This window comes from Vagococcus sp. WN80Y (genome assembly GCF_059621045.1).
The window spans coordinates 98,826-121,564 of record NZ_JCAQHY010000007.1 but is presented as its reverse complement, the minus strand read 5'-3'; the positions used below and the strand labels follow the sequence as shown (position 1 = coordinate 121,564).

The 22,739-nt window shown below is 37.2% G+C and carries 22 protein-coding genes; 20 read left to right on the top strand and 2 right to left on the bottom strand.

What is annotated here, in order from left to right:
- The first annotated feature begins 14 nt into the window (after positions 1 to 14).
- The 3 genes from AC5KOD_RS02110 to recN are packed head-to-tail and all read left to right on the top strand — an operon-like array spanning position 15 to position 3,015.
- Positions 15 to 845 (top strand): TlyA family RNA methyltransferase, encoded by an 831-nt coding sequence (locus AC5KOD_RS02110; protein WP_496912897.1) that lies wholly within the window; start codon positions 15 to 17, stop codon positions 843 to 845.
- A 28-nt stretch (positions 846 to 873) separates the two neighbouring features.
- On the top strand, positions 874 to 1,329 hold the full coding sequence (locus AC5KOD_RS02105) for an arginine repressor (protein WP_496912896.1): 456 nt from the start codon (positions 874 to 876) through the stop codon (positions 1,327 to 1,329).
- A 12-nt stretch (positions 1,330 to 1,341) separates the two neighbouring features.
- Positions 1,342 to 3,015: a DNA repair protein RecN gene (gene recN, locus AC5KOD_RS02100; RefSeq protein WP_496912895.1), complete on the top strand. Its 1,674-nt coding sequence runs from the start codon at positions 1,342 to 1,344 to the stop codon at positions 3,013 to 3,015.
- A 159-nt stretch (positions 3,016 to 3,174) separates the two neighbouring features.
- Here the strand turns inward: recN and AC5KOD_RS02095 are convergent, their stop codons facing one another.
- Together AC5KOD_RS02095 and AC5KOD_RS02090 are read right to left on the bottom strand one after the other, a co-directional pair.
- Positions 3,175 to 3,288, bottom strand: coding sequence for a DUF4044 domain-containing protein (locus AC5KOD_RS02095; RefSeq protein WP_496912894.1), 114 nt, complete (start codon positions 3,286 to 3,288; stop codon positions 3,175 to 3,177).
- A gap of 71 nt (positions 3,289 to 3,359) precedes the next feature.
- Entirely contained in the window at positions 3,360 to 4,313 is a 954-nt protein-coding gene (locus AC5KOD_RS02090; protein ID WP_496912893.1) for a magnesium transporter CorA family protein, read from the bottom strand.
- Positions 4,314 to 4,607: 294 nt separating this feature from the next.
- Between AC5KOD_RS02090 and AC5KOD_RS02085 the strand changes: the two genes are divergently transcribed.
- The 17 genes from AC5KOD_RS02085 to ileS all read left to right on the top strand — a co-directional run bounded on the left by AC5KOD_RS02085 (position 4,608) and on the right by ileS (position 22,712).
- Positions 4,608 to 4,973 (top strand): DUF3397 domain-containing protein, encoded by a 366-nt coding sequence (locus AC5KOD_RS02085; protein WP_496912892.1) that lies wholly within the window; start codon positions 4,608 to 4,610, stop codon positions 4,971 to 4,973.
- A 299-nt stretch (positions 4,974 to 5,272) separates the two neighbouring features.
- The gene (mraZ, locus tag AC5KOD_RS02080) at positions 5,273 to 5,704 is read left to right on the top strand and encodes a division/cell wall cluster transcriptional repressor MraZ (protein WP_496912891.1); all 432 of its coding nucleotides are present in this window, start codon (positions 5,273 to 5,275) and stop codon (positions 5,702 to 5,704) included.
- Between the two features lie 20 nt (positions 5,705 to 5,724).
- Positions 5,725 to 6,678 (top strand): 16S rRNA (cytosine(1402)-N(4))-methyltransferase RsmH, encoded by a 954-nt coding sequence (rsmH, locus tag AC5KOD_RS02075; protein WP_496912890.1) that lies wholly within the window; start codon positions 5,725 to 5,727, stop codon positions 6,676 to 6,678.
- 18 nt (positions 6,679 to 6,696) lie between these two features.
- Entirely contained in the window at positions 6,697 to 7,083 is a 387-nt protein-coding gene (ftsL, locus tag AC5KOD_RS02070; RefSeq protein WP_496912889.1) for a cell division protein FtsL, read from the top strand.
- A complete protein-coding gene (locus tag AC5KOD_RS02065) occupies positions 7,083 to 8,963 on the top strand; it encodes a penicillin-binding transpeptidase domain-containing protein (protein WP_496912888.1) in 1,881 nt (626 codons plus the stop codon). Before ftsL ends, AC5KOD_RS02065 begins: the two co-directional genes overlap by 1 nt.
- Before the next feature lie 58 nt (positions 8,964 to 9,021).
- Positions 9,022 to 9,987 (top strand): phospho-N-acetylmuramoyl-pentapeptide-transferase, encoded by a 966-nt coding sequence (gene mraY / locus AC5KOD_RS02060; RefSeq protein ID WP_496912887.1) that lies wholly within the window; start codon positions 9,022 to 9,024, stop codon positions 9,985 to 9,987.
- Between the two features lie 32 nt (positions 9,988 to 10,019).
- Positions 10,020 to 11,390 (top strand): UDP-N-acetylmuramoyl-L-alanine--D-glutamate ligase, encoded by a 1,371-nt coding sequence (gene murD / locus AC5KOD_RS02055; protein ID WP_496912886.1) that lies wholly within the window; start codon positions 10,020 to 10,022, stop codon positions 11,388 to 11,390.
- An 8-nt stretch (positions 11,391 to 11,398) separates the two neighbouring features.
- Positions 11,399 to 12,490 (top strand): undecaprenyldiphospho-muramoylpentapeptide beta-N-acetylglucosaminyltransferase, encoded by a 1,092-nt coding sequence (gene murG, locus AC5KOD_RS02050; protein ID WP_496912885.1) that lies wholly within the window; start codon positions 11,399 to 11,401, stop codon positions 12,488 to 12,490.
- A gap of 17 nt (positions 12,491 to 12,507) precedes the next feature.
- Positions 12,508 to 13,611: a cell division protein FtsQ/DivIB gene (locus AC5KOD_RS02045; protein WP_496912884.1), complete on the top strand. Its 1,104-nt coding sequence runs from the start codon at positions 12,508 to 12,510 to the stop codon at positions 13,609 to 13,611.
- Positions 13,612 to 13,757: 146 nt separating this feature from the next.
- Positions 13,758 to 15,101 (top strand): cell division protein FtsA, encoded by a 1,344-nt coding sequence (gene ftsA, locus AC5KOD_RS02040; RefSeq protein WP_496912883.1) that lies wholly within the window; start codon positions 13,758 to 13,760, stop codon positions 15,099 to 15,101.
- A 26-nt stretch (positions 15,102 to 15,127) separates the two neighbouring features.
- Positions 15,128 to 16,405, top strand: a complete 1,278-nt coding sequence (gene ftsZ / locus AC5KOD_RS02035; RefSeq protein ID WP_496912882.1) for a cell division protein FtsZ — start codon at positions 15,128 to 15,130, stop codon at positions 16,403 to 16,405.
- An 11-nt stretch (positions 16,406 to 16,416) separates the two neighbouring features.
- On the top strand, positions 16,417 to 17,088 hold the full coding sequence (locus AC5KOD_RS02030; protein ID WP_496912881.1) for a YggS family pyridoxal phosphate-dependent enzyme: 672 nt from the start codon (positions 16,417 to 16,419) through the stop codon (positions 17,086 to 17,088).
- Positions 17,089 to 17,109: 21 nt separating this feature from the next.
- Positions 17,110 to 17,727 carry a cell division protein SepF gene (locus AC5KOD_RS02025; protein WP_496912880.1) on the top strand — a complete coding sequence of 206 codons (618 nt, stop codon included), beginning with the start codon at positions 17,110 to 17,112 and terminating at the stop codon, positions 17,725 to 17,727.
- Between the two features lie 14 nt (positions 17,728 to 17,741).
- On the top strand, positions 17,742 to 18,014 hold the full coding sequence (locus tag AC5KOD_RS02020; protein WP_496912879.1) for a YggT family protein: 273 nt from the start codon (positions 17,742 to 17,744) through the stop codon (positions 18,012 to 18,014).
- A gap of 36 nt (positions 18,015 to 18,050) precedes the next feature.
- Positions 18,051 to 18,833, top strand: a complete 783-nt coding sequence (locus tag AC5KOD_RS02015; RefSeq protein WP_496912878.1) for a YlmH family RNA-binding protein — start codon at positions 18,051 to 18,053, stop codon at positions 18,831 to 18,833.
- A gap of 17 nt (positions 18,834 to 18,850) precedes the next feature.
- Entirely contained in the window at positions 18,851 to 19,615 is a 765-nt protein-coding gene (locus tag AC5KOD_RS02010; protein WP_496912877.1) for a DivIVA domain-containing protein, read from the top strand.
- A gap of 310 nt (positions 19,616 to 19,925) precedes the next feature.
- On the top strand, positions 19,926 to 22,712 hold the full coding sequence (gene ileS, locus AC5KOD_RS02005; RefSeq protein ID WP_496912876.1) for an isoleucine--tRNA ligase: 2,787 nt from the start codon (positions 19,926 to 19,928) through the stop codon (positions 22,710 to 22,712).
- Positions 22,713 to 22,739: the final 27 nt, after the last annotated feature.

The window sequence follows — 22,739 nt, the reverse complement described above, 5'->3', positions numbered from 1 at the left end:
TGAGAGTGGGAATTATGAAAAAAGAGCGAGTAGATATCCTTGTTTATAATCAAGGCTTGAGTGAGACACGTGAAAAGGCTAAAAGGGCTGTGATGGCGGGATTAGTTTATGATCAGAATAATCAGCGAATGGATAAACCGGGAGAGAAAGTCCCTGCTGATACCGAGCTTCATTTAAAAGGGGAAGGATTAAAATATGTTTCTCGTGGAGGTCTCAAGTTAGAGAAGGCTTTAAATGTTTTTCAAATCGACATGACAGATAAAATTCTTTTAGATATCGGTTCTTCAACGGGTGGTTTCACCGATGTCGCATTACAAAATGGGGCTAAAATGAGTTATGCCTTGGATGTAGGTTACAATCAGTTGGCTTGGAAACTTCGACAAGATGAGCGTGTTGTGGTAATGGAACGAACAAATTTTCGTTACTCAAAACCAGAAGATTTTACTAAAGGCTTACCAACAATTTCATCAATTGATGTTTCCTTTATATCTTTGCGTTTGATCTTACCTGTTTTGAAGACGATTTTAATCTCTGGTGGCGAGGTGGTCGCTCTCATAAAACCTCAATTTGAAGCTGGGAAAGAGTTTGTTGGGAAAAATGGCGTGATTCGAGATTCTGAGACACATTGTATGGTTTTGGAGCGTATGCTAGCTTTTATGGAAGCAGAGGGCTACCAAATTGACGGCGTTGATTTTTCTCCAATTAAAGGTGGTGAAGGTAATATAGAATTTTTAGCTTACTTAAAGTGGGCCGAAGAAGCTATTGAGCCTATTGATATTGAACAAGTGAGTAAAGAGGTTGTTGAGCTAGCTCATAGGGAGTTAAAAGTCAAAACTATTGGCTAGTTAGAGCAGTGACAGAAGGAGGTAGTTTATGAGGAAGTCAGACCGTCAACGATTGATTAAACAATTGTTGAAAGAACACCGAATTCAAAAACAAGAGGAGTTTGTTGAATTATTGACTGGACGTGGAATAGATGTTACCCAAGCGACTATTTCTCGTGATATTAAAGACATGCAGTTAATTAAAGTGAGTAATGAGGATGGTTCTTTTCATTATAGTCTTTCAAATCAAAAACAGGATGTTGATGATCGAAAGTTGGCCAAGATGCTTGAAAGCAGCTTACTTAATGTGACTATTATGGATAAAATGGTCGCTTTGAAAACAATTCCTGGGAGTGGAGGGGCTCTAGGGCTGCTTGTTGAGAAATTATATGAGAAAGAGTTGTTTACCAGTTTAGCAACGGATGATAAGGTGTTGTTGATTTTTCAGGAAGAAAGTCAAGCTGTAAGTGTTCATCAACAAATAAGCTTGTTAGTCTACGGGTAAGAGGTGAAAGTGATGTTACAAGAATTGTCTATTCAAAATTTTGCAATTATCTCTGCGCTAGACGTTTCATTTAGTGAAGGGATGACTGTTTTAACTGGTGAAACTGGTGCTGGGAAATCAATCATCATTGATGCTGTTGGTCTTTTAGTTGGTGGACGTGGATCAGTTGATTATATTCGCCAAGGAGCATCCAAATGTGTGTTAGAGGGACAGTTTAGTGTAGCGCCTGATTCCAAATTAGAATCTCTTTTAGCCGATTTAGCAATAGATTTTGAAGATAATACGGTAATTATTTCGCGAGAAATATCCAAAAATGGAAAAAATGCTTGTCGGGTAAATGGCCGTCTGATTAATACGGCTACTTTACGTGAAGTAGGGAGTTTTCTTGTGGATATTCATGGTCAAAATGAGCATCAAGAATTAATGCATGCCGAAAATCATTTGAGGTTATTGGATCAGTTTGGTCAAGAAGCACTCAGTCATTTAAAAAGTGACTATGAAGCTTCTTTTGGTGTGTATCGGGAGCTTTTGGAAAAGGTTAGAAATAAACAAAAAAATGAAAAAGAGTTTGCACAGCGTATTGACATGCTCAAATTTCAATGCGAGGAAATTGAGGCAGCTGATTTGAAAGTTGGTGAGGAAGCGCTGTTGATGGAAGAACGACATCGTCTAAATAATTTTCAAAAAATCGCGGATGGTCTAACGAATAGTTATGAAGCACTGACTGGTGGAGAGGCAAGTAGTTTGGATCAGGTCGGGTTTGCAATGAATGAGTTGATTGAAATTGAAGGAATTGATGTTGAATATTTAGAAGTATCTGATGTGGTCAAAAATAGTTACTATCAACTACAAGAAGCGGCGACAGCTATCTCTAGAATGGTTGATTCGTTGGAGATGGAAGAAAATCGAATTGATGAGGTGGAGTCTCGTTTAGATGTAATTCGTCAATTGAAACGCAAATACGGTGAGTCTGAAGAGTTAATTTTAGCCTATCTTAATGATATATCGATTGAATTAATGGAGTCAATTCAAGGTGAAAACCTTAGTGAACAGCTTGAGGTACGTTTAGCGGAACAAGAGTTGGCAGTTAAGGAACTTGCGACTCGGATGTCTGATGTTCGTTTGGCAATTGCTCATAAGTTGGAAAAAGCAATTGTGAAACAATTGAAAGAGTTATATATGGAGAAGACCGTCTTTGATGTTCGGGTTACCAAAGAAAATCAGCTGACTGAAACGGGTCAAGATAAAGTTGAATTTTTTATTACAACCAATCCAGGTGAACCTCTGAAACCTTTAGTTAAGGTAGCATCTGGTGGGGAATTGTCCAGAATAATGCTAGCATTAAAAACTATTTTTTCTCAAACTTATGGCGTCACAAGTATCGTATTTGATGAGGTTGATACAGGAGTGAGTGGTCGGGTAGCCCAAGCGATTGCTAATAAGATTCATCAAGTGGCAGAGAAATCTCAAGTTTTGTGTATTACTCATTTACCACAGGTGGCTGCTGTAGCTGATGTCCAATATTTTATTGAAAAACAAGTTAAAAACAAACGGACAGAGACTTCGGTGAGGCAACTTAATCAAGAGGAGCGAGTTTTGGAAGTCGCTCGTATGCTGTCAGGTGACGCAATTACGCCACTTACAAAAGAACATGCTCGTGAGTTGTTGGCATTGGCAAAAAAATAAAAACGATTGGGAATTGAACTCCCAGTCGTTTTTATTTTGAGAAAATATGTGTTAGCATGCATTCATCGAACTTGCACAATTTATTGAGTAAAAGTTCTGATTAAGAAAGCTTATGATTACGGCGATAACAAATCGATTAAAAGGTGATTTGTGCGGTTTCTATATAACTGCCATGACTCCGCCTAGGATGGCCGCGCCAAGAATTGCGATTAACATAACCCATACAACAACTTTTGTTACTTTAGAAAAAGTACTTGGTTTCTTACTACTCACAGGAAGACACTCCTTTTTTTATTCAATGCCATAAGTGTACACCTTTTAGTGCAGCATTAGCAAGCCCAAAGTTAAAAAAACTTTTTCTTTTTCAGTATCCAGAACGTTAAAAGACTGAAAATTACGGTCAAAATGACCAACCACCAAAAGGCATTCTTTTCTTGTGCAAAAGATAATTCGACGTTCATACCATAAACACCGCCGATAATGGTTGGAATAGTCAACACGATGGTTATTACAGTTAATACTTTCATGACAATATTCATATTATTAGACACAATGGCTGAAAAGAGATTACCTAACTGGGACAATAGTTCGGCTTGGATTTTAGCAGAAGCCAAGGCTTGTTTTGTTTCAATCATAATATCATAAAGAGCAGTCGTACTTTCTTTGCTAGTCATGATGAGCGGGGATTCATAAGCTTTCTCAATAACAGTTAAATTTTGTTCTAATGCTGAGTCAAAATAAACCAAACTTTTTTGCATATCCATTAGTTGAAAGAGCTGTTTATTTTCAGTTGATTTTTGTAATTCACTTTCAAGGCCATCAGTTTCAGTTTTTATTGCTTTGATGTAGTAGTTAAACAAATCAGAAAAATGCCATGCTAGTTGAATAGCTAATTTCTCTTTAGTTTCTATTTTTGAAAAAAAAGCCTTTCCTTTGAGTAAGTTAGGGCCCAACTCAAGGGTATCATTGCAGCTTGTGATAATTTTATCTGGTGTTATGATGATACTGAAAGGAAGAGCTTCGATCTGTTTAAAACCACTGGGGCTCATGACAATTTTAGGATACTGTAATAATAGTAATAATGGATGTTGAAAATCAGGTTGTCTGAAGCCTTCATACCGAGAAAATTCTTGATTATCTAAAACTGCAGAAAGATAATCATGTGGGAAATGGTAACGTTTAGTAAAGTGATTGATGTCCTCACTAGTTGGCTTTTCTATGTGAACCCAATTGGCTGATAATTCATCAGTTACTCTAACGATTTTGCTTTCTTCTGTGACTGAAAAGTAATTAATCAATGATTGTCATCCTTTCAAAGTATGCTTATTAATTTAAAGTTTACACAAATAAGCTAAGACAAGCAACTTTCAATTGCCAGAAGCCTTTTTTTTGACTATAATTATTAATTGGTCTTACTAACAGAAGTTTTTAGAGACTCGAACGAAGCGGTCTAGCCACTGTGAAGAATATTACACGATTTCGTAATAAATGTCGTTGAAAGACAATGGAACTTAAACTGACTGACATACGTGTGTAAACTAAACAGTGTATAGTTACTCTAGTAGTTGGAGAACAGAAAGGATTAGTTAATCATGTCGATACCAGTTTTAATGATTTTTTGGTATATTTTCCCAATTATCTTACTATTTGCTTGTAATTTTATTGTTCAATCATTAGCATTAGTAAAAAAATACAAATTAAAATCGCCTGATTTAGCCACCCCATTGTTATTTTTGGGAATTCATGCTATTTCAGAAGATACATTTAAAGTATCAGCAGTTCCTTACATGCTTATTTTAGTTTTTCTGTTAGGGATTATTATTGCCGTAAGCCATGCGTATTACTATGGTGATATTCAATATAAACGATATTTTAAAATGTTTTGGCGAATAGTCTTTTTACTTACTTTGATATTATACATTCTTTTAATTGTTTTAAACATTATTCAATATGTGTAGTGTAGACATGTAAAATAAAAAAGCAACGTAGACTATTCTATGTTGCTTTTTCTATTTTTAGGGAAAATTCCCCACCTGCCTCCCACTTTTGAATTAAAGTTATGTTCTCATTTTTTTATTATCTAAAAACTCTTTGTTACCAAGGGATAGGATAGTTTTTATCAAATTATCTATTTAGACTATCCTTTCGTATATTTAGGGTTAAGTAAAAAAATGAAAAAAAATTAACTACTTTGTGGTAGAAAGTGGGGGAATGTGGTAGACTAAATATACTAAGTGGGTAAATGAGGTAGTCTATCATGTTAATGGGTGAATTCAAACATAATATAGATGCAAAAGGTCGCTTGATCATGCCTTCAAAATTTCGCGATGATTTAGGTGAGAAATTTGTTGTGACAAGAGGGATGGACGGCTGTTTATTTGGTTATCCTCAGAGTGAGTGGGAAGTATTAGAAGACAAGCTTAAAGAAATGCCCTTGGCGAAAAAAGATGCTCGGACATTTGTTCGTTTCTTTTATTCAGCGGCTACAGAATGTGAAATTGATAAGCAAGGTCGAATTAACATTCCTCAAACTTTACGAACCCACGCTAATTTGGAAAAAGAATGTGTCGTTATTGGTGTCTCTAATCGAATTGAAATTTGGAGTCAGGATAAATGGGACGAGTTCTCTGATGAAGCAGAAGCAAATTTTGATGAGTTAGCTGAAACAATGATTGATTTTGGCCTATAAGAAAGAAGAGGAATAATAGGATGACTGAGGAATTTCGCCATACAACAGTCTTACTACATGAGACGGTTGACCAATTGAAAATAGACCCTACAGGCACTTATGTCGATTGTACATTAGGTGGAGCGGGGCACAGTGAGTATTTATTGTCACAATTAGAAGATTTGGGTCATCTATATGCGTTTGATCAAGATCAAACGGCAATTGATCACGCTCAGGAAAAGTTGAAAGAGTATATAGAAAAAGGTATGGTCACCTTTATTAAGGCGAATTTTAGAGAGTTAAAAGATAGATTAAACGAATTGGGTGTTAGTCAGGTAGATGGAATCTTATACGATTTAGGGGTCTCATCACCACAATTAGATGAAGCCGAACGAGGCTTTAGCTATCATCAGGACGCTCCTTTAGATATGCGTATGGATCAAGAAGCAACCTTGACAGCTCGTGAGTTGATAAATACCTATGAGTATCATGAACTTGTGAAAATTTTTTATCGATACGGTGAGGAGAAGTTTTCAAAGCAAATTGCTCGTGAAATTGAGAAGCGACGACAAGTCCAACCGATAGAAACAACGGGTGAGCTAGTTGAGTTAATCAAAGATGTTATTCCAGCGCCTGCGAGACGTAAAGGCGGACATCCTGCTAAACGGATTTTTCAAGCGGTGAGAATAGCTGTTAATGATGAGTTAGCAGTTGTAGAGGAGTCTTTAGAACAGGCGATTAAATTACTAGCACCGAGTGGAAGAATAAGTGTTATTACATTCCATTCATTAGAAGATAGAATAGTTAAAACTATTTTTAAAGAATATAGTCAGCCTAAGGAAACTCCGCCAGGTTTACCAATTATTCCAGATGAGTTTCAACCAGTTCTATCATTAGTAAATCGTAAACCGATTCTTCCGTCTGAAGAAGAATTAACGGATAATAATCGAGCGAGAAGTGCCAAATTAAGGGTGGCTGAAAAAAAAGCACCTTGAAAGGAAGGGGAAGAACAGGTGGCAGAATTAAAGCGAGTTGAAGAATATGATGTAAGCATTCCACAAGAAGTAGATCCAATAATAAAAACAGAGCCGACTGAAGAACCTGTCTTAACCTATCCTAAAAAGAAATTACAAAATATTTCAAAAGCCGAGAAGTTCATCGTTGCTTTAGTTGTTTTAGTTTTTATGACGATAGCAGTGCTCACAGTCAAATTAACGACTACTATTTCCCGTGCAGAGGAAGAAATCGCAGTAATTCAAGGGGATATTGAGAACAAGACTGATCAGGTTAGCAAATTGGAACAAGAAAAAAATGAACTTTCACGACGCGAACGTATTGAAAAAGCAGCCAAAGAAGCTGGTCTTGAAATTAAAGATGAGAACATAAGGAAAGTGAACTAATGAGTTGGAAGAAATGGCAGAAGTATATTCGAAGTAAAGGATTAGAGCCAAGGGACAACCGGAAAAAATTTGGCTCCATCCTCTTTGGGGCAACGGTTGTTGTCTTTTTTCTGTTCATCGGTCGATTTACTTATATTGTTGGATTTGGAAAAGTAGGGCAGACATCACTAGATATAAAAACTCAACAACTTTACCAAGGTAGTAGCGTTGTGAAAGCAAAGAGAGGTTCCATTTATGATCGTAATGGAGTTGCTATTGCTGAGGACGCTACTTCTTATTCGTTATATGCAGTATTGGATAAAACTTATTTAGGTCTGATGAATCCGAAAACTCAAAAACAAGAAATTTTGTATGCCGAACCTAAGAACTTTGATAAAATTGCAGAGATATTAAATAAGTCTTTAAAGATAAAAACGGCAGAAACATTAAAACAACTTAATCAAAAAAAAAATGCAGAAGGGTTTGATATTAAACGGGTTGAATTTGGTAAAAAAGGTAAAGCAATTTCTTTAGAGACTAAAAATAATATTGAAGCTGAACTGAAAAAAGCTGGGATTAAAGGTATATATTTTGACGCTCATCCAGCTCGGATTTACCCTAATGGTGTTTACTCGCCATACTTGGTCGGCTATGCGGCGCTTGCAGATGACGATGATGAAAGTAAAGGGTTGCTCGGCCGAATGGGTATAGAGAAAATGTATAATAAAGAACTGAACGGCCATGATGGAGAGATTAGCTTTCAAAAAGATAGTCGAGGTAATCCGTTACCTGGAAGTGTCAATGAGTTGAAGGAAGCTCAGGACGGTATCTCGATATACACGACATTAGATGATGGGTTACAGTCTCACTTAGAGAATTTATTAACCGAATCAATGGAAAAGTATGGTGCACAAGATATTACAGCAATGTTGGTTGAAGCAAAAACAGGAAATATCTTGGCCGCTTCTCAACGACCGGCTTTTGATCCCGAAACTTTAAAAGGTTTGGATGAAGAAGGGGCACAGTGGCAAAATCTACTAGTTGAACAAGCCTACGAGCCAGGATCAACAATGAAGGTTTTTACTGTTGCTGCGGCAATTGAAACAGGCAACTTTAACCCAAATGCTACTTTTCAAACAGGGAAAATTCAAGTTGATGATAAAGAGATTAATGACCATATTCGTGGTGGGATAGGAACTATTACATATAGACAAGCTCTGGCTTGGTCTAGTAACGTTGGAATGGTTCATTTACAACAAGCGATGGACATGAAATGGATTGATTATTTAAATCGCTTTGGGTTCGGCAAGAGTACCAATTCTGGGTTGCCTCCAGCTGAGAGCGATGGAACAATAAGGACAGATACAACGGTCGATAGAGCGATGACAGCTTATGGTCAGGCTGTTTCTGTTACGCCCTTTCAAATGGTACAGGGGTTCACAGCTATTGCGAATGGTGGCCAAATGATGAAGCCTAATTTTATTAAAAAAATTGTCAAAGCTGACGGAACAGAGGAAGTGACTCAACCGGAAGTTGTGGGGAAACCAATATCAGAAGGAACTGCTAAACAAGTTTTAGACATGATGACCGATGTAGTAGAGGATGAACAATATGGAACGGGTACAGCTTATAAGCTTGATGATTATCGAGTCTCTGCTAAAACCGGAACAGCTGAAATTGCTGAGGAAACTGGCTATTTGAAAGATGAGTATTTGTATTCTGTTGTGCAAATTGCTCCAACAGAAAATCCAGATTATATTATGTATGTTACGATGAGAAAACCGAACATGAATACTGGAACTCAACCAGCTGCAATGATCGCTGAAATTTCAAACGCGTTATTGGAACGAGCATTAAACATCGATGCGACTAACCAAAGTGTTGAGGCAAGTAATAAATAGTTGAAAAAGCAAGCGACTGCGTTTGCTTTTATCGCTAATTTTTAGGAGATAATAACTAATGGAATGGACTAAAGTATTTTTACCAATCGCGTTAAGCTTTGCGATTACTGTAACGATTATGCCTTTTTTTATAGGCTATTTTCAAATGAAAAAGCAAGGACAATCAATCAGAGATGATGGGCCTACTTGGCATAATAATAAAGCAGGAACCCCTACGATGGGCGGTTTAGTGTTTTTAATTGCAATAGTTTTAGCATCTTTGATTTTTGCAATTTGGCAAAAATCATTAACAGCATCTTTTTCTATTGTAATTTTCATTCTTGTCCTATATGGAGTACTTGGCTTTTTGGATGATTTTATTAAAATATTTAAGAAACGTAACATGGGATTAAATTCCAAACAAAAGTTAGTCGGTCAAATAATTGGTGCAGTTGTTTTTTATCTAGTGTTTCGTCATGAAGGATTTGCTAATAGCTTAGAGTTGCCAGTGATTGGTGAAGTAAACTTAGGGATTGTGTATGGTATTTTTGTGATGATTTGGTTAGTTGGGTTTTCTAATGCCGTCAATCTGACGGATGGTTTAGACGGACTTGTTTCAGGGTTAGGTATGATCTCATTTGGAACCTATGCCATTATAGCTTGGAACCAACAACAATATGATATTCTAATTATTTGTTTAACAACAATGGGCGGCTTGTTAGGTTTCTTTTTGTTTAATAAAAAACCAGCTAAAATTTTTATGGGAGACGTTGGCTCTTTGGCATTGGGTGGCATGTTAGCGGCAATTTCGATTCTTCTTCATCAAGAGTGGACGCTACTTTTAATTGGCTTAGTTTATGTTATTGAAACAGCAAGCGTAATGCTTCAAGTAACTTCATTTAAGTTAAGAGGAAAACGAATTTTTAAAATGGCTCCTATTCACCATCACTTTGAGATGTCAGGGTGGAGTGAATGGAAAGTTGATATTGTTTTTTGGATAATAGGATTGGTAATGTCAGTCATTACTTTAATGATTTTATACTAAGGGGAAGCCCTCTATAAGGAGAAAATACCGAGATGAAAACAGTGACAGCATATGAAAATAAGAAAATTTTAGTCTTAGGTTTGGCAAGAAGTGGCGTTAGTGCAGCTCGTTTACTTCATCAGTTAGGAGCACTTGTAACAGTTAATGATGCCAAAAGCTTTGATGAAAATCCTGAGGCACAGGAATTGCTTTCATTAGGAATTCGTGTTGTGACAGGAGGTCATCCTGCAGATTTGATGGATGAAGAATTTATTTTAGTTGTTAAAAATCCCGGTATTCCTTATACTAATCCCATTCTCGAAAAAGCAATAGAGAAAAAGATCCCAATTATAACAGAGGTTGAACTAGCTTATCAAATTGCAGAGGCTAAAATTATTGGTATTACAGGGACCAATGGTAAAACAACAACAACAACAATGATTGGTGAGTTACTTAATCAAGGTCTTGAACATGGAAAAGCTTATTTGGCTGGAAATATTGGATCGCCGGCTAGTACTGTAGCTCAAAAAGCAACAGCAAAAGATGTGTTGGTGACCGAATTATCAAGTTTTCAGTTAATGGGAACACTTGAGTTTCATCCACAGATTGCTATCATTACTAATTTATATGAAGCACATTTAGATTACCATGGTAGTCGCGACGAGTATGTCAAAGCCAAGTGGAATATTCAGAAGAATATGACACAAGATGATGTCTTGATTTTGAATGGGAATCAATCTGAACTAGTTGCTTTAGGTGAAACTAGTAGGGCTCAGATTATATTGTTTTCAACAAAAGAAAAAGTAGTTAGAGGTGCCTATATAGAAGAGGGGCAATTGTGTTATAATGGCGAAGGCGTGATGGCTGTGGAAGAAGTTGGTGTTCCAGGGGATCACAATTTAGAAAATGCTTTGGCATCCATTATCGTTGCGAAACTTTTAGGAATTTCTACTGAGTCGATTCGTGAAACGCTTCGACATTTTGGTGGAGTTGAGCATAGGACAGAGTATGTTGGAGAAATTTTGGGAAGAAAATTCTACAATGATTCCAAAGCAACTAATATATTAGCGACTGAGAAAGCTTTGAGTGGTTTCGATAATTCTAAGACAATTCTTTTGGCTGGAGGGCTTGATAGAGGAAATGAATTTGATGAGTTAATCCCTTCAATTGAAAAGTTGAAAGCCATCATTTTATTTGGCGAAAGTCAACATAAATTGGAAAAAGCGGCACTGGCCGCCAATATTCAAGAAATAATTCTAGTAGATACTCTTCAAGAAGCAGTTGCCAAAAGTTGGCAACTTAGCCAAATTGGCGATGCGATTTTATTATCACCTGCGTGTGCTAGTTGGGATCAATTTAAGAATTTTGAAAGTCGTGGTAAAGTATTTAAAGAAGCTGTTAAGCAAATAAATAATGAGAAGTGAGTAATGATATGAGAGTATTAGTATCTGGTGGAGGAACGGGGGGCCATATTTACCCAGCAATCTCCTTAGTAAAACACATCAAAGAAAAGCATCCAGATGCTGAGTTTCTTTATATAGGAACTGAGCGTGGGCTAGAAAGTAAGATTGTACCTAGGGAAGGGATTCCATTTAAGACAATTAACATCCAAGGTTTCCGCCGTTCTTTATCGTTTGAGAATGCTAAAACAGTTTATCTTTTTATGAAAAGTATCAGTGATTCGAAAAAAATTATTAGAGAATTTCAACCTGACGTTGTAATGGGGACTGGAGGCTATGTCTGTGCTTCAGTTGTTTATGCAGCGCATAAAGAAGGTATTCCCACATTGATTCATGAGCAAAATAGTGTGCCAGGAGTAACAAATAAGTTTTTAGCTAAATATGTGAATAAGGTGGCTATTTGTTTTCAAGATGCCGCTCAGTATTTTCCAAGTAATAAAATTGAGTTGACTGGTAATCCACGTGCACAGGAAGTTGCTGAAATCGAGAGCTCTTCGATTTTGACTACGTATGGCTTAAAGCCAGATATCCCAACTGTGCTGATTTTTGGGGGAAGTCAAGGAGCTCTTTCGATGACCAATGCGCTCATTGATAGTTTTGAAGAGTTGAGTAAACGAGAGTATCAAGTACTATGTGTTACAGGTGATCGGTATTTTGAACGTGTTCAAACAGCCATAAACGATGCTAAGATTGGCTCACCTAATTTAGTAGTGAGACCTTATATTGATGGCATGGAGTTGGTTTTGAAAAATATTGACTTGGTTGTAAGTAGAGCGGGTGCAACGACTATTGCTGAAATTACCGCTCTGGGTCTACCCTCTTTGTTGATTCCAAGTCCTAATGTGACTAATGATCATCAGACGAAAAATGCTATGAGTTTAGTCTCTGTTGGTGCTGCTGAACTGTTGAAAGACAGTGACTTGTCTGGCCTTTCTTTAGTTCGTGAGCTGGATGCGATTATGCTAAATGATGAACGTCGACTTTCTATGGCGAAGGCTTCTTTGGCAGAAGGCATACCTGATGCGACAGATCGATTGTTGGCAGTTGTTGAAGAGATTATATGAAGTAGGAGGTAAGCATCATGGGAAAAGACGATCAAGATACAGATAAGCCATCTGAGCCGGAAAATATGGAGATGCTTACGCCTTGGCAAAAAGAAAATTTAAAGTATTTAGAGCAAGTTGGTGATGAGCCTCAATGGAAACGACCAGAGGAAGCTGATACCAAACAAGAGCTTGAGTCTGAAAAAGAGGATGATCCTGAATTAGTCGTAAATGCTGAGATTTCTGAAAAAATTCTGGAAACTGACGAAGAACCAGATAAGCCGGTTACTTTAGAAACGGTTAAGGATCTACCAAAATCTAAGTCTTTTGCCGATAAGTTGCCTAAAATGAAAGAAGCAAGGCAAAAGCGCTTAAAAAGACGATTAACTTTAATTGTTAGCATTTTTGGCGTCAGTGCTCTAGGAACTATGTACTATGTATCTCCTCTTAGTAAACTTAATAAGATTGAAGTTGTTGGCAATACTGCTGTTTCATCAGAAGATATTGCGGCATCTACCAAACTTACGAGACAGAATTTTATTTGGTCTGCTTACTTTAATCAAGACTTAGTTTCTAGAATAAAAAAGGCTAACCCGAGAATTAGTAAGGTTAGTATTAGTTTAAGTCGATTGAATAATTTGAAAGTATCTGTAAAGGAGTATGCTGAAGTAGCATATGCAAAAGAAAATGACCAAATTTATGCAGTCCTTGATAATGGTCATATCTTGACAGAACCTACGGAGATTAAGAATGAAACATTTCCAATTTTGATCAATTTTAAAGCAGGTGACAATCTAAATTATCTGATGGCTAATTTTTCAAAAATCAACAGTGAAGTATTGGCAAACATTAAAGAAATTAAAAGTACACCAAGTGAATCTAATCCAAATTTGATGACAATCGACATGAAAGATGGCAATCAGATTATTGCTTCCACTCGAGATTATCAGGATAAAATCAATTACTATCCACAAGTTATTGCTGATAATGAAGAAAAGGGTGTAGTTGATATGGAGGCCGGTATTTTCTTTACAACATTTGCATCCATTGAGGCTCAAAAAAAGGCTGAACAAGCTGAAAAAGAGCGTCAAGAATGGTTAAAACAAGTGGAAGAAGAAAATAAACAAAAAATTAACGAATAATTATGTATTCTCCTTTTGTAAAGTCTACTATTTATGGTAGAATTGTATGAAGATGGATTATTTTGTAATTTTAATTAAACAATATGAAATTAACATGAAATTTAACAGTATGAAATAGCAATTTAAAATAGGAGGGATTACCTTTCATGGCAAAAACAGGAATTTACGTTGGCCTTGATATAGGAACAACATCAGTAAAAGTTGTTGTGGCTGAATATATTGAAGGTCAAATTAATATTATTGGTGTCGGAAATGCTAAAGCGGAAGGATTAAGTCGTGGTATTGTCATTGATATCGATAAAGCCGTTAACTCAATTAAGCGCGCAATTAGCCAAGCAGAGGAAAAATCTGGCATTCAAATTAGAAAAGTAAATGTTGGCTTACCTGCTAACTTATTAGAAGTTGAAAAGTGTGAAGGCATGATTGCTGTTAATACTGAATCAAAAGAAATTACGGATGAAGATGTTCGTAACGTTGCATCAGCTGCAATTGTTCGTTCAACGCCCCCAGAACGTCAAATTATTACCTTGATTCCTCAAGAGTATAAAGTTGATGGGTTTGATGGGATTAAAGATCCACGTGGCATGATTGGGGTTCGTCTCGATATGAACGGGGTCGTCTTTACAGGACCTAAAACAATTGTACATAATATTCGTAAATGTGTCGAAAAGGCTGGTCTGCAGTTAGCTGAATTAGTAATTACGCCTTTAGCATTGACAGAGTCAATTTTATCAGATGGTGAAAAAGATTTTGGTACAATTGTAATTGACATGGGCGGTGGCCAAACGACAACAGCAGTTATGTACGAAAACGAGTTGAAATTCACCTATGTTGAACAAGAAGGTGGAGAGTTTGTCACTAAGGATATTTCTGTTGTTTTGAACACTTCGTTGAACAATGCAGAAGCACTTAAGATTAATTATGGTGACGCTTATCCGGAAAGAACATCTTCTCATGAAGAATTTCCAGTAGATGTTATTGGTCAAAAAGAGCCGATTAAGGTAGATGAACGTTACCTATCTGAAATCATTGAGGCTCGTATGGAACAAATTCTAACAAAATCGAAAGCAGCCCTTGAAGAAATTGATGCGCTGACATTACCTGGTGGTATTATTTTAACAGGTGGTAATGCAAGTATCCCAGGGATAGTTGAATTAGCGGCAGATATTTTTGGCACACATGTGAAGTTACATGTACCAAATCATATGGGATTAAGAAATCCAATTTTTGCCAATGCTATTAGTATCGTGGAATATGGTTCTCAATTAGATGAGATTTATCATATTTCAAAAGCTGCCCTTACCGGCGGAAAACTCTCTGTTAGTCAAACTAGTGAAGACGTTCATTTCGAAGCATCACGTCCTGTTGAGCAAGAGTATACACCTCAACAACCAGTGGTCTACGATAATTATGAAGGCGAAGAAGAAGAACCAAAAGGCAAAAATGTGAAAAGTAAATTAACGGATTTTATTTCTAATATTTTTGACTAATACCAAAATAGGAGGACTATAACGAGATGGAATTTTCAATTGATAATAATATTGATAGTGGTGCAATAATAAAAGTAATCGGAGTCGGTGGTGGTGGCGGAAATGCTGTAAACCGTATGATCGATGAAAATGTTAAAGGTGTCGAGTTTATCGTTGCCAATACGGATGTGCAAGCATTGAAAGATAGTAAAGCTGAAACTGTCATCCAATTAGGACCAAAGTACACTCGTGGTCTTGGAGCGGGCTCGCAACCAGAAGTTGGTCAAAAAGCTGCTGAGGAAAGTGAATCATTTTTGGCTGATGCTTTAAGTGGAGCCGATATGGTCTTTATTACAGCTGGTATGGGAGGCGGCACTGGAACAGGTGCTGCGCCTGAGGTTGCTCGTATTGCTAAGCAGTTAGGAGCTTTGACTGTTGGTGTTGTTACACGTCCGTTTAGTTTTGAAGGACCAAAACGCGGTCGATATGCTGCAGAAGGTATTTCTCAATTAAAAGAAAATGTTGACACGTTATTGATTATTTCAAATAATCGCTTATTGGAAATTGTTGATAAAAAGACACCAATTTTAGAAGCGTTTAGAGAAGCTGATAATGTCTTGCGTCAAGGGGTACAAGGTATTTCGGATTTGATTACAGCACCTGGTTATGTTAACTTGGATTTCGCTGATGTTAAAACAGTTATGGAAAATCAAGGAACTGCTTTGATGGGAATTGGATCAGCTAGTGGAGAAGATCGTGTCATCCAAGCAACGAAACAAGCTATTTCATCACCATTACTTGAAACATCAATTGATGGGGCAGAACAAGTTCTATTGAACATCACTGGTGGCCTAGATATGACGTTGTTTGAAGCTCAAGACGCATCTGATATTGTAACTAGTGCTGCAAATAGTGATGTTAATATCATTTTAGGTACATCAATTAACGAAGATCTGAAAGATGAAATTATCGTAACTGTTATCGCAACAGGGATTGATCCAACTAAAAATGAAAAAAAAAAGGGCGGCCGCAACGTCGTTAGACAAGCCCCTCAACAAACAACACAGCAACACACTCAATCGCAAGTGGTAGCACCAGCACCACGCCCAACGATTGATTTGGAGCCAATTAAGGCTGAACCAGAAGTCGATAGTGCATTCGGTGATTGGGACATTCGTCGTGAACCGAGCCAACGTGGCAATGTCGAACCTGCTTCATTTGATAAACTTGAGAAAAAAGAATTTGAAAGTTTTTCAAAAGAACCAATTGACAAAGATGATGATGATGAACTAAACACACCGGCATTTTTCCGTAGAAAAAGATAGGAGCAACTTGTATGCTTGAAGATAATGTGAATCGAATAAAGATGACTGTTTCTCAAGCATGTCAAGACGCTCAGAGAGAGCTGAACTCAGTTAAGGTGATTGCAGTTACTAAGTCAGTTTCTAGTAAGGAAGCAGAAAACCTGATTTCATTTGGCTTTACTGATTTTGGTGAAAACCGTGCTGAAAGTTTACTTCAAAAGCAAGCTGATTTACATGAGTACCCAATTACGTGGCATTTAATTGGTCGCTTGCAGAGGCGTAAGGTAAAAGATGTGATTAATCATATCGACTATTTTCATGCCTTAGAAAGTGATCGATTAGCCGCTGAAATTGATAAGCGGGCGGACCATCTTATTAATTGCTACGTGCAAATCAACGTGTCAGAAGAAGCGGCTAAACAAGGGGTGTCTTTGGAAGAAGCTAGTGACTTTATTGGAGAACTGGTTAGGTATCCTAAGATTCGAGTGGTTGGTTTAATGACTATGGCACCTTTTGATGCGACAGAAACAGAAATAGAGGAGTATTTTACTCAGCTAGCCATTAAGAGAAATGAGATTATGGCAATGAACTGGCAGCATGCCCCGTGTACGGAGTTAAGTATGGGGATGACGCAGGATTACCCTATTGCCATTAAAGCAGGCGCAACAAATGTTAGAATAGGTACTGCTTTTTTCAAAGACTAGAAAATAAGAAGGATGAGTAGAATGAATATGTCGACCGCAGCTGAAAAAATACAAAAGTTTTTCGGATTGAATGATAGTGACGATTATGAAGAATCGTATACTGCTGAACCCGCATATGCTGAACAACCAGAACCACGATATTCTAGCCCAAACCGTTCATATTTTCAAGATGAAGGAACAGCAGAGAATACCAGATTCAGACAAGCACCTGTGCAACCTAAGACTCAGCAGCAGCCAGTGAGAGAAACGACCCGGGAACAGCCTGTGGAGCCGGTACTGGAAAATGTCAGGATTCCCAAAAAAGTTGTCCAAATGAGTAAAAAAGAAAGCTCATTTCAACAAAGTTCAGTAGGAGAAGAAAAAGTGAAGAAAATTTCAATATTAGAACCGAGAACTTATACTGAATCTAAAAATATTGCAAAATGCGTTTTTAGAAATGAAATTGTTATTGTTAATTTTCATTTGGTAGAAGAAGCTCAAGCTCGCAGAATTGTCGATTTCTTAACGGGTGCTGTTTATGCACTTGATGGAGATATTCAACGATTAGGTGATGAAATTTTCATCTTAACACCTCCTAATACCGAGATTGATAGTGCAACTGCCAAGAGCTTATTGAGTACCCAATTTAGGGACTATTAGAAGGATGTGTTTTTTTGAATAGCTATAATTTATTAAACTTTATTGTCACAGTATCTGAGGTATACTCTGGTGCTTTGGTGATTTATGCACTACTTTCGTGGTTTCCGGGAGGCTATGATTCAGCCATTGGACGATTTTTAGCTAAAATTTGTGAACCATATCTGAGTTTATTTGATCGTTTTAATTTGAACTTTGGTGGTATTGGTTTTTCTATTATGATTGCAATTATTGTGCTTAACCTTGGAACCAGACTTATAGTTAACCTCTTGATGGGGATCTTATTATAAAGTTTTCAACTAATATCATTGAAAGGATGTGTGTCTATGAATGTAAATGTTTATCAACATTTTCGTAAAGATGAACATCCTTTTGTTGATATGATCGGAGGATGGATTGAGCAAGTTGAAAGTCAGTATGCTCCTCATTTAACCGATTTTTTAGACCCAAGACAAGCGTTTATTTTAGAATCAATTGTTAGAAGTGACAGTGAGCTCCTTTTTTCTTTATATGGTGGTTACGAAAGTGCTGAAAGACGCCGAGCTTTAATTTATCCAGATTATTATCAGCCAACAGTTGATGAATATGATACGGTTTTGTTTGAAATACATTACCCAGCTAAGTTTGGTAAATTATCGCATGGTAAAATTCTTGGTACTCTTCTTAATTTAGGGGTGAGACGGGAATTTTTCGGTGATATAATTTCGGATGGTGAGCGATGGCAGTTTTTTGTTAATAAGGAAATAGCTCATTTTGTTAGTGCCCAGCTAATTAAGATTGGAAGTTTTACGATTAGACTTGAAGAAGTTAGCTATACGGATGTTTTGAGGCCAAAAGATAGTTGGGAAATAGAGCAAATAACGGTGAGTTCGATGCGTTTAGATACTGTTATATCTTCAGTCTTTAATATTTCACGACAGCGTGCTAAAAGCTTAGTTGAAAGTGGGAAAGTCAAGATCAATTGGGTAGAAACGGTACGACCTGATTTTATGTTAGCTCTATTAGATATTATTTCAATTCGAGGTTTTGGTCGAATTCAAGTAAGAGAGATCAATGGTCAAACGAAAAAAGAAAAGCACCGACTAGAAATTGGTGTTTTAAGAAAATAATGCAGAGGTGAGAGAATATGGCTTTAAGTCCATTAGATATTAAAAATAAGAGCTTCCCTACAAAAATGAGGGGCTATAATCAAGAAGAAGTTGATGAGTTTTTAGATCAAATCATCAATGATTATGAAGATGTTTTACGAGAAAAAAGAGAATTAGAAAAAAGTTTGAAACATGCTGAAGAAAAATTAACTTATTTCAATGAATTGAAAGACGCGTTGAATCAGTCTATCATTGTGGCTCAAGATACAGCCGATAAGTTGAAAGACAGTGCAACTCGTGAGTCTGATGTGATGGTCACAACAGCTAATGCTGATGCTAAAACTATTATTAGTCGTGCTAATGCTGAGGCAGAAGCAACAATTAGTGCTGCAAATTTGAAAGCCAAAGAAGTAATGGAATCCGCTACTACAAGAGCAAGTCAATTAGCTCATGAGACAGATGATTTAAAGAAAAAAACTCGCGAATTTCACCGCAGCTTAGCTTTGTTGCTCGAGTCGCAATTGGAAATCGTTAAAAGTAAGGACTGGGATGAGTTATTAAAACCTTTCTCAACGTATGTTGATAAGGCCCAACATTCTGCTGTAAAAGATTTGCTTGATAATGAGCATCTTGACAAGCCAAAGGCGAGTAATGTAGAATTAGAAGGAAGTACACAAGCCATTGATTTGGATGTGATAAGTAAAGCGGCGGATGAGTTATTAGCTACTGATCTTGGTGGAACTTCACCATTATCAGAAAATGGTTCTATAAAGTCAGAACGTCGAGAACGTCGTAGAGATTAATAGTGAGACAAAAAACAATTGATGATTCTCAAAGCGAGCCAATGATAGTGAAAGTTTGGCAGACACTTGTTGATTGGCCTATCCCTCACTTAACTTTAATTGAGAAATAAAGTAACAATTAACGAATCATTCTCGTTACGAATGATAGAGGGAATTTAACATGTTTAATGTCAAATTCTAAATCTGGGTGGTAACACGAGTACTTCGTCCCTTTTATGGGAGAAGTACTTTTTTTTATATCTTATTTTACTAATCGTGTTTAATAGAGAAACTGAATGGTTTACTAATTTACTAAGGAGAGAAAATAATCATGAAAATGAAAGAGACTTTGCAATTAGGAAAAACTGATTTTCCAATGCGTGGTAACTTGCCTGTTAGAGAAGAAGAATGGCAAAAAGAGTGGGAAGACCAGCAAATTTATGAGAAACGTCAAGCATTAAACGAAGGAAAGCCGAGCTTCATTTTGCATGATGGACCGCCATATGCAAATGGTAATATTCATCTTGGACATGCTTTAAACAAGATTAGCAAGGATATTATTGTTCGTTCCAAATCGATGTCTGGATTCCGTGCTCCTTATGTACCAGGGTGGGATACTCATGGGTTACCCATCGAGCAAGTTTTAACGAATAAAGGTGTTAATCGTAAAGAGATGTCTCGCGCTGAGTATTTAAAAAAGTGTGAAGAATATGCTTTAACACAAGTTGATACACAACGATCCGACTTTAAACGCTTAGGTGTTGCTGGAGAGTGGGATAATCCGTACGTTACTCTTACACCTGATTATGAAGCGGCACAAATCCGTGTATTTGGAAAAATGGCTGAAAAAGGCTATATCTATAAAGGCCTGAAACCTATTTATTGGTCTCCATCAAGTGAATCTTCTTTGGCGGAAGCTGAAATTGAATACAAAGATGTAAAATCGGCTTCAATTTATGTGTCTTTTAAGGTCAAAGATGGCAAAGGAAAATTGGATAATGAGACGGCCTTTGTTATTTGGACGACGACACCGTGGACTTTACCTGCTAACCTAGGTATTTCTGTTAATCCTGAGTATCAATATTTAGTCGTTAAAGCAGATGGTAAGAAGTTTGTTGTGGCTAAAGATTTATTAGAAACAGTTAAGGAAGCTATTGGCTGGGATAATGTTGAGACTTTAGAAGCAATTGCTGGAGCTGACCTTGAAAATATGACTGCACAACATCCGTTTTATGATCGTGAATCTCTTGTGATGTTAGGTGATCACGTAACGTTAGATGCGGGAACAGGTTTAGTTCATACAGCTCCTGGTCATGGTGAGGATGATTATATTGTTTCTAAACGCTATGGGCTTGACATTTTGTCACCAGTTGATAATCGTGGAGTATTCACTGATGAAGCTCCTGGTTTTGAGGGAGTTTTTTATGATAAGGCCAATCCATTAATTACGGAATTGCTAGAAGAAAAGGGCGCATTATTGAAGCTTGATTTCTTTACTCATAGTTATCCTCATGATTGGCGCACGAAAAAGCCTGTTATTTTTAGAGCGACACCGCAGTGGTTTGCGTCAATTGATAAATTTAGAGATAATATTCTATCTGAAGTTGAAAAAGTGGATTGGATTCTACCATGGGGTAAAACTCGTCTTTACAATATGGTTCGTGATCGGGGGGATTGGGTTATTTCTCGTCAGAGAGCTTGGGGAGTTCCTTTACCAATTTTCTATGCGGAAAGTGGTGAACCAATTCTGACTCCAGAAACTATTGAGCATGTTGCGAATATTTTTGCTAAGGAAGGTTCTCGTGTTTGGTTTGAGCGGGAAGCAAAAGAATTGTTACCAGTAGGGTTTACTCATGAAGGAAGTCCTAATGGTGAGTTTACAAAAGAAACAGATATTATGGATGTTTGGTTTGACTCCGGTTCTTCTCATGAAGCTGTTCTTCGTGGTCGCTCTAATCTGAGCTTCCCAGCTGATATGTATTTGGAGGGCTCTGATCAATACCGTGGTTGGTTTAACTCAAGTATTACGACGAGTGTGGCAATTAATGGTGTTGCACCTTACAAAGCTGTTTTGTCTCAAGGATTTACGTTAGATCCCCAAGGGCGCAAGCAAAGTAAATCATTAGGAAATACGATTGAACCCGGAAAAGTCATCAAACAAATGGGTGCTGATATTTTGAGACTTTGGGTGGCTAGTGTTGATTATGAATCTGATGTTCGTGTAGACATGAATACGTTGAATCAAATTTCAGAGGTTTACCGGAAAATTAGAAATACGATGCGTTTCTTGTTAGCCAATACGACTGATTTTGTGCCAACTGATCATGGGGTTAGTTATGATGAATTGCGTTCTGTTGATAAATATATGATGGTGAGATTAAATCAAGTGACGAAGCAAATTCGTGAGAAGGGCTATGAGACTTATTCATTCTCAACTATTTATAAAACAATTGTCAACTTTTGTACAAACGATCTATCATCGTTTTATCTGGATTTTGCAAAAGATGTGGTATATATTGAAGCTGAGGATAATTATGAGCGTCGTTGTATGCAAACTGTTTTCTACGAGACATTGGTGACGTTGACGAAATTGTTGACCCCAATTTTACCTCATACTGCTGAAGAAATTTGGAGTCATTTGAAAGAGGAAGAAGAATACGTTCAACTGGCAGAGCTACCGGGCAATCAGGAGTATCCTAATCAAGCTGAGTTGATGGAATTGTGGGATGCTTTTATGGAGTTAAGAGATAATGCGCTTAAAACCTTAGAAGAAGCTCGTAATGAGAAATTGATTGGTAAATCGTTTGAAGCGAAGCTGACAATCTTCCCAAGTGAACCAGTTAAAATCTTAATTGAGGCTTTGGATGCGAAGTTAGATCAATTGCTGATTGTTTCTCAATTAGATGTGGCTTCAGTCGATGCTGCTGTTCCAGAGAAGGCACTTAAATTTGCTGATATGGCTATTTTAGTTGAAAAAGCAGCAGGTGAAACGTGTGATCGATGTCGTGCAGTTAAAGAAGATGTAGGGAGTCATGAAAAATTACCAACACTTTGTGAGCGTTGTGCCACAATCGTTGAGGAGAACTTCCCGGAAGCTACTACCGAAGGATTTGAATAAAAGAATGTAAAAAACCAGCTTGAGCTA